Source organism: Noviherbaspirillum sp., assembly GCF_036846085.1.
Classification (GTDB): domain Bacteria; phylum Pseudomonadota; class Gammaproteobacteria; order Burkholderiales; family Burkholderiaceae_D; genus Noviherbaspirillum.
In genome coordinates this window covers 1-10,122 of the sequence record NZ_DAIUCO010000200.1, presented here as the reverse complement: position 1 = coordinate 10,122, position 10,122 = coordinate 1, and the positions used below count along the sequence as shown (strand labels likewise).

Here is a 10,122-nt window from a genome sequence, read left to right as displayed (position 1 = left end):
CCCGGCAAATCCTGCCAATCCGGCCATGCCGGCAACATCCGGTGCATCAGGCGCGCCTGGCGCATTCGGTACGCCCGGAGCGCCGGCCGCAGCCCCCGGCATGCCGGCCACACCCGGAACTCCCGGCATGCCGACACAGGCAATGCCGCAGAGCACACCGGTACCGCGTTCCTCGATGACCTCGGCAGTACCCGCAATGAACGGCAATCCGGCCCAGCCGGCCGCACCGGGCGTCGCGCCCGGAAACGTCCCTCCGCCAAATCCGGCGTCCGGGGGTTGATGTTCTGCCGCAATCTAACGTCGAATACGATCTCGCCCTGATCCAATCGCGCGGCGTGCATGCCCAGCCGTACCGCGCCATACATGCGATCACTCTTCCGGATCGGCCAGGACTTTCTTGAGCAGGCGGTTCTGCAGCTGCCTGGCAGCCGACGTGGATTTCTGATGCGTCCCGGCGGCGCGCTGCTTGGCGGCGACCGCCACCGGATTGCGTGGCTTGACCGCCGCCTTCAGCGGCTGGCTGCGCAGCATCATCTTCTGCCGCTTGCTGAGTGCTTTGTTGGCCATGATCAGTAACTGCGCAGCACCTTCTTACAGCACGTAGCGCGACAAGTCTTCATTGATCGCGAGTGCGCCCAGCTTCTCGTCCACATACGCCGCATCGATGGCGATCGTCTTGCCCGATACGTCGCTGGCGGTAAACGACATTTCCTCCAGCAGCTTTTCCATCACCGTGTACAAGCGGCGGGCGCCGATGTTTTCGGTCTTTTCATTGACCGAATACGCGATCTCGGCCATCCGGCGGATGCCGTCTTCGGTGAACTGGATGGTCACGCCCTCGGTCGCGAGCAAGGCTTCATACTGCTTGGTCAGGCAGGCATCGGTGCTGGTGAGGATGCGTTCGAAATCGGCGATCGACAGCGACTCCAGCTCAACCCGGATCGGAAAACGTCCCTGCAGTTCGGGGATCAGGTCCGACGGTTTTGCAAGATGGAACGCACCCGAGGCGATGAACAGGATATGGTCGGTCTTGATCATGCCGTACTTGGTATTGACCGTCGTGCCTTCGACGAGCGGCAGCAGGTCGCGCTGCACGCCGGCGCGCGACACATCTGCGCCACCGACTTCGGAGCGCGTCGCAATCTTGTCGATCTCGTCGAGGAACACGATGCCGTTCTGCTCGACATTGGTGATCGCCTTCTGCTTCAGTTCGTCCTCGTTGATCAGCTTGGCGGCCTCTTCGTCCAGAAGAATCTTCATCGCTTCCCGGATCTTCATCTTCCGCTTCTTCTTGCGGCTGGCGCCGAGACCGGAAAACATGGACTTGATCTGTTCGGTCATTTCCTCCATGCCGGGCGGAGCCATGATTTCCATCGTCGGCCCGACATCCGCCACCTCGATCTCGATCTCGCGGTCATCCAGCAAGCCTTCCCGCAATCTCTTGCGAAACGTCTGGCGCGCCGTGCCGCCGCTGGCCTCGCTTTCGGCCTGCGTGCTCGGCGAGGCACTGAAGCCGAAATCGCGCGCCGGCGGCACGAGGATGTCCAGCACCCGGTCTTCCGCCGCATCCGCCGCGCCGCTGCGCACCTTGCGCATTTCGCTTTCGCGGGTCTGCTTGATGCCGATGTCGATCAGGTCGCGGATGATGGTATCGACGTCACGGCCGACATAACCGACTTCGGTGAACTTGGTCGCCTCGATCTTGATGAAGGGCGCATCCGCCAGCTTGGCCAGGCGGCGGGCGATCTCGGTCTTGCCGACGCCGGTCGGCCCGATCATTAGAATATTCTTCGGCGTGATTTCGTGGCGCAACGGTTCTTCGACCTGCTGACGCCGCCAGCGATTGCGCAACGCGATGGAAACTGCGCGCTTGGCGCGGCCCTGTCCGACGACATGCTTGTCGAGTTCGGAAACGATCTCTTGGGGTGTCATATTCATAGTGGGCAATCGGTGCGTGTCGTTATTCCAGTGTTTCGATGGTATGCGACAGGTTGGTGTAGATGCAGAGTTCGCCGGCGATCGTGAGCGACTTCTTGACGATTTCGACGGGCGACAATTCGGTATTTTCATGCAGGGCCTTGGCGGCGGATTGCGCGAACGCACCGCCCGACCCGATGGCGCCGATGCCATTTTCCGGTTCCAGCACGTCGCCGTTGCCGGTAATAACCAGCGTGGATTCCCGGTCTGCTACCAGCAGCATGGCCTCCAAGCGGCGCAGGATGCGGTCGGTGCGCCAGTCCTTGGCGAGTTCGACCGACGCGCGCATCAAATGGCCCTGGTGCTTTTCAAGTTTTCCTTCGAAACGTTCGATGAGCGTAAAGGCATCGGCGGTCCCGCCCGCGAAGCCGGCCAGCACCTTGCCCTGGTAAAGCTTGCGGACCTTGCGCGCACTGCCTTTCATCACGATATTGCCAAGCGTTACCTGGCCATCGCCGCCAAGCGCAACAACGTTGCCGCGACGCACGGACAAGATGGTTGTGCCGTGAAATTGTTCCATGTGAGCCCCAGAAGATAGGAGGTGAAACGGAGCGTGAAACATCTCCGTAAAAAAATTGCTATCTGGTCAAAATGGGGATGCGCCGACCGAATACAAGTAGTCTAGTCTACAGCCGGTCGGGAAGGCGAAAACCGATGAGGAGGAGGGAACGGGAAAATCAGGTCTTGCGCGGCAGGATGCGCACAATTTCTTTCAGGCCGATCACGTTCAGCAGCGCGGCGACCAGGTGATTGACGTTATGCATTTCGATAGTCTTGCCGGCGCCGCAGAAAGGGGCCAGTCCGCTCATCAACCGGCCTGCAGCAGTGAAATCGATGCGGGAGAGGCGTGTGCAATCGAGGATGGCGGGATCATGCTCATCCGAAAAGGCGGCGATGGCGACGATGAGCTGGTCGATCTTGCCTTCAACGATGTTCGGCATCATGAACACATCCGCCGTGCCATCCTGATGGGCCTGCTCGATCGCAGTGGTGATCTTGTTTTTCGGCGCAACAAAAGCGGGCGGCGACACTTCGAACGTGACGCAATAGTCGATGCTCGTTTCCTCGAATTCCTTCTCCTGGTTCAGGAGACGCAGGATTTCCAGCAGCAGTAGCCATGGATCTTCGGTTTCGTCCCGGCGTCCGACTTCCAGCGTTGCGCGGATCTTCACCGCCAGTTCCGGTGCGCCGACGAGGATCAGGTCGTGGCCGGACTTTTGCAATTTCTTCAACACGTTCAGAAGCAAACCGCATCCTGCCGGATCGACTTCCGTGACGCGGGCGAACTCCAGCCGCAATACACGGTGGGTTTCCGCAAGCTTCAGCACACGATCGATCTGCTTGACGCTGTTGGCGTCGAGTTTGCCGGAGAACGGCACCATGGGTGCACCGCCGGACGGGGAGGATTTCGGTGCGGCTTCCGGCTGCCCGGTCGGGACCCATGCCGGTGGTGATGTTTCGAACTTGCGGGTGTACTCGACGCACAAGTTCTCGAATTCCTTCTGTTTCCCGACGCACTGGTAGAGATCGAAGAGCATGCGCCAGGCGGTCTGGGTGTGGTCGCCCAGGTTGTCATCCGTGATGGCGCCGAGCAGCATCTGTTCGACCGGTTCCGGCTGGTTGTTGGCGAACAGGATGGCAGCCTCTTCGATGACCGCCATGGAGTCCGTCGCCGGCACTGCGATCTCGTTCAGCGTGCTTTGGCCGCCGAGCAGGAATTCGGTGGTTTCGCCCATCATCGGCAGCGTCGGCTGGGTGAAGTCGAGCGCCGGAAGTTCCGTATTCTGGCCGGCCTTCGTCTTTTCGAACCCGGCCCTGGTCGACGGGGAGCCGGTGATCGTGTTCGGGCCAGGGCGGGTAATCGGCTGGATGGTGGTGGGCTTGACGAACTCGGACGACATTTCCGATTCGATCGCATCGATCTTCATCGCGGTCGCACGGGCGGCCTGGACATCGCGTTTTCCGGTCGGTGCAGGCGGGCGCGCAGGGGTTTTTGCAGTGTCGGTGCGGGTCGCGGCAGCATCACGCTTGGTGCGTGAAGAATCCTTGGCGGCGGTATTTGCCTGCTGCCCTTCTTTTTTGCCGAAAAGTGAAAAGATCCCCACGTTGTCCCTGATTTGAATGCGTCTGAATCCCGGCAAGACCGTCAGCGGGAAAAAGCTTGATACGAAAAGCAAAGGTAACACAAATTTCCAGCCGGATCGCTATTAGAGTGGTGCTGTGTTGCTTTGTCAAACGCCGTCGATGTGGCATAAAAAACAAGCTTGTCGATCCGCGCAGCGCCCGGTTGCGATTGAACGCCGCGCGGATTCGGCATCAGAAGCGGCCGCGTACGCCGACCATCAGATTGCGGCCGGCTTGCGGTGCGAATTCCCGCAATGCCGAGGTGGATAACCGGATCTCCTCATCGAGCAGATTCCGGAACAGCGCGAACCATGTCACCTCCGTGCCGTTCAGCCGCTGTGTGTATGACAGGTTGGCGTCGAGCCGCGTGTAGGAGGGGATGGCAACTGTTTCCAAAGCGGCAAGCCGGTCCTGCCGCTTCGCATGCAAGGCCGAAACGCCGCCGCGCCATGCCCCTTGCCTGTAGCTCACATCAAGGCCGACGCGGGTGGCCGGCTGCAGCGGCAGGTTGCCGGCGTCATCGAGACGGCCGCGCGAGGTGTCGGCGAAGCCGCGCAGTGACCAGCCTTCGCCGCGCAGGTTATAGCTCGCTTCCAGTTCGGCGCCGCGGATGGTCGCGCCGGCTTGCGACCAGAAGCGCTGCCGGAACTCGCCGGCAGGATCGGCATTGCCTTCCTCATCCAGCAGTGTGCCGTCGCTGCGGCCGTAGACGAAGTCGCGGAACCGGTTGCGGAAGACATTCGCTTTCCAGCGCACCAGTCCTTCCGTCTTCTGCAATGTCAGCTCGATATTGCGCGATGTTTCCTTGCGCAGCGCGGGATCGCCGACGTCGAATGTGAGGGTCGCTTCATGCGGACCGTTCGAGTACAGTTCCTCGGTCGTCGGGGCGCGCTGGGCGATGGATAGCGTCGTTCCGAAGCCGTAGCCCGGCGCGAAAGTCCACAATCCGCCGATCGAGTAGGAGCCGAGATCGAACCTGCGCTGCGGCAGGTCGGGCGCATCGGGCCGGCGCTTCACCGATTCCAGGCGCAAACCTGCGCTGGCACGCAATGGACCGAAGTCCTTTTCCTCGACGATGAAACCGGCGAACGATCGCGATTTCGTGGTGGGCACGGTATCCGGCCGGCCGGTTTCCGCCGAGAGCGCGGAAAATTTGCTGTTGTCGGTTTGCAGCCCGAATATGCCGCGCCAGCCTGCGAGAGGTGCGTGCCGCGCTTCCCACCGGGATTCGATGGCATCGTTATGGAAGTCGGTGGCCGGCGTGCCGTCTTCCAGCTTTTCGGTGTGCTTGTAATCGGTCGCGCCGAGTTTGAAGCGGAAGGATTTGAGCCCGCCGGCCGGCTGCTTGATCAATGCGTCGATATCGAAGCGCGTCTGCGAAAGATCGATGAAGGCGCGCTCCTCGGTCGGGATGCCGTATCGGTCATCACGAACGTCGACCGATGCGCCGACATGGCCCCAGCGTGCAATATGCGAAGCACCGACACCGATGCCGCGGGAACGCGTGAATGACGACGGCAAGCGGCCCGACGCGGAGGCGGGGTCGTCGAGCGCCGCGAAGCCGGGTATGCGGTAATCGTCCGTGTTGCGGGCATGGCCATCGATATGCAGGCCGATCGAACCCACGGCCCGATCGGCGGAGAACGACAGCTCCCTTGCCTTGTCGACGGTTCCAAAACGCGCTTCGGCTTCGCCGTATGCCTTCGGCGCCAATTCGGTCGGAATCCGGTCGTTGACGACATTCACCAGTCCGCCGATCGCGCCGGAGCCATACAGTAACGCTGCCGGGCCGCGCAGAATGTCGATCTGGCGCGCACTGGACGCTTCGGTCGCGACCGCGTGGTCGTTTGACAGCGACGAGACATCCGACACCGCCATGCCGTTCTGCAAAATCTTGACCCTCGGGCCTTCGAGGCCACGGATCACCGGACGCGATGCGCCGGCGCCGAAGCTTGACGAAGAGACGCCGGGTTCGCGTTCGAGCGTGCCGCCGAGTGTGGTGTCGATTTTGTCTCGCAGTTCGTTGCCGGACAGGACACGGGCCGGCGCAAGAATTTGCGCGGCTTCGTCGCCGCTGAAGGGCGCTGCCTGGACGGTGATGGCGGGAAGCGTCTGTTCCTGGGCGATCGTGGTGGAAGAAAGAGATGCGAGCGCCGACATGACGGCGCTCGCCAACAGCTTGCGTTGGGCGACCATAGAAATTCCTGATATTGAAATGAAAAACGGCAGCCGCCGGCGTTGCGCGGGCGGCGGACTGTCAAACGGGAAAATCAGGCGATCGGCGGGGCGCGGGAAGAGAAACTGAGAGCGACGGGTGGATCCCAGGAGATGAAGGCAGCCCATCGGGCGAGCACTTCACTGCTGTTCATCAGCGGCGCAATATAGGGCGGGACATGTAGCGTATCGGCTGTTGCCGCGGCGTCGAACAGCGCACAGGAATGAGTTATGTCGGGATCGTGTGCCTGACCGGGCGCATGCGCAACATTGCCGGACAGGCCTGCGTGCGCGATCCGGTGTTGCAGTCCAAGCCATTGCGCGCACACCAGTGCCGCCACCAGGATGGCAAACAGTACGCGATGTGAATTGGCGGATGGACGACGCATGACGGTGGAATTACTTCACTGCCGCCGCAGGCGCGGCGTCGGTAAGACGGTAGTACAAGCCCATCGGATCGTCCTTCAATACGCTCATGCGGCCCGAAACAATGATCGGTTCGGCGGTGAATTTGATCGGCGCCTTGGTCTTCACTTCGACCACGCCCTCGGGACCGGCCGGAAGACAGAAGGAACAGCTTTGCGAATTGAGGGAAATGAGGAAATGCTTCTGCTTTTCGCCTGGTTCCAGCGGCATCATGAAGCCTTGCAGCTTCACTTCCTTGTTGTTGAGTGCAAGGATGTCCTGGTTGAACTCCGGCAAGATGCGGTCCTTGGTCTTGATCTGCTTTACCTTGGCCAGGGTGTTCCAGGACACGACACCGGGAAGATCCGTCAGGCCCTGCATCGGCGGCACCGACGCGCCGGGCGGAGGTACATGGCCGCCGGCGGGCGCGGCGGGTTGCGCGGCCAATTGTGTTGAAAAAGCCATGACCGGAATGGCAAGCAGGCGGAATAGTGCGCGCATCATCTCTCCTTTTCGGGGCGGTTAAGGAAACCTGTCGATTGTATGGTGAGCGGCCATTGATTGCATTGCTGTTTCGCTTGAGCGAAAGCCGTTGAACGGATAGTCGATCAATGCTTGTGTTTCATGCCGCACAATTTGCCGATGGCGATGCCCTTGCAGGCCTTCATGAGTTCGGCATGACAATCCTCTTCCTTCTTGCCGGCGGCAAGGCATTGCGCCGCAGTGTCATGCGCGGCGGCGATTGCCTTGTGCTGGTCGATCAGTGCCTTCAGATGGGCGGGATCCTCCTTCGCCTGCGCGGACAGGGATATTGCCGTGATAAAAATTGCCATCAGCTGCTTCATTGCATTCTCCTGAGATTCAACGTGAAAGTGTTGCCGCGATATCGGTGCGATACGCACGGATGGCCGGAAGCAGGGATGCCAGCAGGCCGACACATGCAGCAACCGGCAGCAGCCATATTTCATCCGGTGTCACGATCCAGCCGGACAGATACAGGTTCTGGTCACGTGACAACACCTGGCCGAGCACCTCGACCGCAATGTGTCCGATCGCCCATCCGAGTGCGGCGCCGACCAGCGCCAGCAGCAAGCCCTCTGCGAGAAGTAGCATGAATAATCGTGCGGGGGGCGCGCCCAGCGTCCGCAGGATCGCAAGATCGGTACGGCGTTCCTCCAGGGCGTTGTACAGCGCAACGAACAACGACAATGCCGCCGCCAGCAACACGAATGCCGCCACACCCCGCAATACATCCACGCCGACGCCGAGCATGCGGAACAGCCGGGCGGACTCGAACGCCGGTTGCGCCGCCTGCAATTCACCCTGGCTGTTGATGAAGCGTGGCAGGGAAACGGCCGCCAGCGGCGAGGCATACTGAACGAGGAGCGCAGTCAGCTCGCGCTCCTCATCCATCGCAGCCTTTTCTTCCTTGTCGTTGACGTCGATGCCGTGCTCGACCTCGTGCACCCGCCAGACCGATTCCACCGGCGTCAGCACCAGGCGGTCCAGCACCGTGCCGGTCCGCTTGAGAATGCCGACGACAGTGAAGGGTGCGTCCGCATGCTGCTCGCCGCCTTGCGCAAGGCCATGCGCGCCGGCGAACTGCATCCCGAGCCCGGCGCCGACCCGCTCGGCCGCATCGGCGCCGAATACCGCCTGCATCGGCGAATCGAATAACTTTCCTGTCGCGATCACGCCGTTGTAATGGGTGATGTAATCGCCCGTCGTGCCGACAATCCTGAACCCGCGATAGCTGTCCCCCAGCGCCAACGGAATTGCCTTGCGCACCATCCGGTTGCTGGCCAGTTGCGCCTGCGTCGCCAGCGGAATGTTGCCGGTCGGGATATCGACGTGATACACCGATGACAGGATTAATTGCAACGGCGATCCCTTTGCACCGACGACAAGGTCGATGCCCTGGACATCGCGCATCGCATTGTTTTTGAGCTGCTCGGACGCCGCCAGCAGGAAGGTCATCATTGCGACGCCGACCGCCATCAAGAGCAGGTTGAGCGCGGTGGACAAGGGCCTGTGACGCAGCGACTTCACTGCAAGGGAGAAGGCATTCATGCGCATCAGTCGCCGCTCCCTGACTGGACAGGCAGTCGCAGCAAGGTCGCCTGGGGCAACGCAGCCAGTACGCGGGCGTCATGTGTGGCGATCAGCAGGGAGGCGCCCGCCTCAGCGGCTTGCGCAATAAGCAGGTCGGTCACGCCCCTGCACGCCGCATCGTCGAGGTTGGCGGTCGGTTCGTCGGCAAGCAGCAATACCGGCTTGTTGAACAGCGCCCGCCCGATGGCGACCCGCTGCTGCTGGCCCTGGCTTAGCTGGTGCGGTTTGGCTGTCGCTTTGCCGGCCAGTCCTAGCGCATCGAGCAAGGCATCGGCCCGCGCCGCATCGCCCGGCTCGCCGTTTGCATAGGCGGCAAAAAGAAGATTCTCCCGTGCCGACAAGCTCGGCACCAGCGCCAGCCTCTGCGGCAGGAAACCGATGTGACGGCCGCGCCAGCGGTCTGCGGCACGTGCCGTCAGCCCGCCGATATCCGTTCCGGCCACGGTAAGGGAGCCGGCCTGGGGTTTCAGGATGGCGGACAGGAGATGCAAAAGCGTCGATTTACCGCATCCGGACGGCCCCAGCACAATCGCGTGTTCGCCGGCCGCAAGCGAGAATGCCGGCACGGTCAATGCAGCACCGGTCGGGCCCGGATAACGGTAGTGAAGATTTGAAATATGCAACATGGTTGCATTATAGCGTGACAAGGAAGCGCTTCAAAAACCGTCCGCATCGCAATTCGACACGCTTCGGCCGTAGCGGCTTTCGACGCTCCAGAACAAAGCCGGCAAATCGATCCTTGCGATGAGAAAATGGCAACAAACGGGCAAAAATAAAGCGTGCAAGTGAATGCCTTGCACGCTTGTCTTTGCGGCGGCCGGGTGTTCCCGGCTCGCGATCAATCGCCGTACAGCTTCTGTTTCAGCTCGCGCCGCTGTTGAGCTTCCAGCGACAGTGTCGCCGTTGGACGGGCCAGCAGACGCGGGATGCCGATCGGTTCGCCGGTTTCTTCGCACCAGCCGTATTCGCCGGCATCGATGCTGGCGATGGACTGCTGGACTTTCTTCAGCAGCTTGCGCTCGCGGTCGCGGGTGCGCAGCTCAAGGGCATGTTCTTCTTCGATGGTCGCGCGGTCGGCGGGATCGGGGACCAGCACGGTTTCACGCAAATGCTCGGTCGTTTCACCGGCATTCTTGAGCAAGTCTTTTTCGAGTTGCTGCAAGCGTGCCTTGAAAAAGGCAAGCTGCGCTTCATTCATGTAGTCCTTTTCGTCCATTGCCAGGATCTGGGCTTCGGTCAGCAATGCACCGTCGGCAGGGACGGAAGGTGTCGGTTTGGTTGTTTTAGTGG

At 61.4% G+C, this 10,122-nt stretch carries 11 protein-coding genes and 1 pseudogene; all 12 read right to left on the bottom strand.

All coding sequences use genetic code 11. From position 1 onward, the window contains the following. A pseudogene (locus tag V7080_RS19390) lies at positions 1-207 on the bottom strand (peptidoglycan-binding protein LysM); the annotation flags it as partial. A gap of 162 nt (positions 208-369) precedes the next feature. Beyond that, positions 370-567 carry a hypothetical protein gene (locus V7080_RS19385; RefSeq protein WP_334190038.1) on the bottom strand — a complete coding sequence of 66 codons (198 nt, stop codon included), beginning with the start codon at positions 565-567 and terminating at the stop codon, positions 370-372. A gap of 24 nt (positions 568-591) precedes the next feature. Further along, the gene (gene hslU, locus V7080_RS19380) at positions 592-1,938 is read right to left on the bottom strand and encodes an ATP-dependent protease ATPase subunit HslU (protein ID WP_334190037.1); all 1,347 of its coding nucleotides are present in this window, start codon (positions 1,936-1,938) and stop codon (positions 592-594) included. Positions 1,939-1,960: 22 nt separating this feature from the next. Continuing rightward, entirely contained in the window at positions 1,961-2,497 is a 537-nt protein-coding gene (gene hslV, locus V7080_RS19375) for an ATP-dependent protease subunit HslV (RefSeq protein WP_334190036.1), read from the bottom strand. A gap of 157 nt (positions 2,498-2,654) precedes the next feature. Then, positions 2,655-4,082, bottom strand: a complete 1,428-nt coding sequence (locus V7080_RS19370) for an STAS domain-containing protein (protein WP_334190035.1) — start codon at positions 4,080-4,082, stop codon at positions 2,655-2,657. A 211-nt stretch (positions 4,083-4,293) separates the two neighbouring features. Continuing rightward, entirely contained in the window at positions 4,294-6,297 is a 2,004-nt protein-coding gene (locus V7080_RS19365) for a TonB-dependent receptor (protein WP_334190034.1), read from the bottom strand. Between the two features lie 74 nt (positions 6,298-6,371). Further along, the gene (locus V7080_RS19360) at positions 6,372-6,704 is read right to left on the bottom strand and encodes a hypothetical protein (RefSeq protein ID WP_334190033.1); all 333 of its coding nucleotides are present in this window, start codon (positions 6,702-6,704) and stop codon (positions 6,372-6,374) included. A 10-nt stretch (positions 6,705-6,714) separates the two neighbouring features. Then, entirely contained in the window at positions 6,715-7,221 is a 507-nt protein-coding gene (locus V7080_RS19355) for a DUF3299 domain-containing protein (protein ID WP_334190032.1), read from the bottom strand. 107 nt (positions 7,222-7,328) lie between these two features. After that, on the bottom strand, positions 7,329-7,565 hold the full coding sequence (locus tag V7080_RS19350) for a hypothetical protein (RefSeq protein ID WP_334190031.1): 237 nt from the start codon (positions 7,563-7,565) through the stop codon (positions 7,329-7,331). Between the two features lie 16 nt (positions 7,566-7,581). After that, positions 7,582-8,796, bottom strand: coding sequence for an FtsX-like permease family protein (locus V7080_RS19345; protein WP_334190030.1), 1,215 nt, complete (start codon positions 8,794-8,796; stop codon positions 7,582-7,584). After that, positions 8,796-9,458, bottom strand: coding sequence for an ABC transporter ATP-binding protein (locus tag V7080_RS19340; RefSeq protein WP_334190029.1), 663 nt, complete (start codon positions 9,456-9,458; stop codon positions 8,796-8,798). Before V7080_RS19340 ends, V7080_RS19345 begins: the two co-directional genes overlap by 1 nt. Before the next feature lie 212 nt (positions 9,459-9,670). Then, a partial coding sequence (dksA, locus tag V7080_RS19335) for an RNA polymerase-binding protein DksA (RefSeq protein ID WP_442947255.1) occupies positions 9,671-10,122 on the bottom strand: 452 nt, incomplete at its 5' end.

Bases quoted from the DNA above. Each gene is read 5' to 3' on its own strand.
- V7080_RS19385 (WP_334190038.1), bottom strand. From the start codon at position 567: ATGGCCAACAAAGCACTCAGCAAGCGGCAGAAGATGATGCTGCGCAGC.
- hslU (WP_334190037.1), bottom strand. From the start codon at position 1,938: ATGAATATGACACCCCAAGAGATCGTTTCCGAACTCGACAAGCATGTC.
- hslV (WP_334190036.1), bottom strand. From the start codon at position 2,497: ATGGAACAATTTCACGGCACAACCATCTTGTCCGTGCGTCGCGGCAAC.
- V7080_RS19365 (WP_334190034.1), bottom strand. From the start codon at position 6,297: ATGGTCGCCCAACGCAAGCTGTTGGCGAGCGCCGTCATGTCGGCGCTC.
- V7080_RS19360 (WP_334190033.1), bottom strand. From the start codon at position 6,704: ATGCGTCGTCCATCCGCCAATTCACATCGCGTACTGTTTGCCATCCTG.
- V7080_RS19355 (WP_334190032.1), bottom strand. From the start codon at position 7,221: ATGCGCGCACTATTCCGCCTGCTTGCCATTCCGGTCATGGCTTTTTCA.
- V7080_RS19350 (WP_334190031.1), bottom strand. From the start codon at position 7,565: ATGAAGCAGCTGATGGCAATTTTTATCACGGCAATATCCCTGTCCGCG.
- V7080_RS19345 (WP_334190030.1), bottom strand. From the start codon at position 8,796: ATGCGCATGAATGCCTTCTCCCTTGCAGTGAAGTCGCTGCGTCACAGG.
- V7080_RS19340 (WP_334190029.1), bottom strand. From the start codon at position 9,458: ATGTTGCATATTTCAAATCTTCACTACCGTTATCCGGGCCCGACCGGT.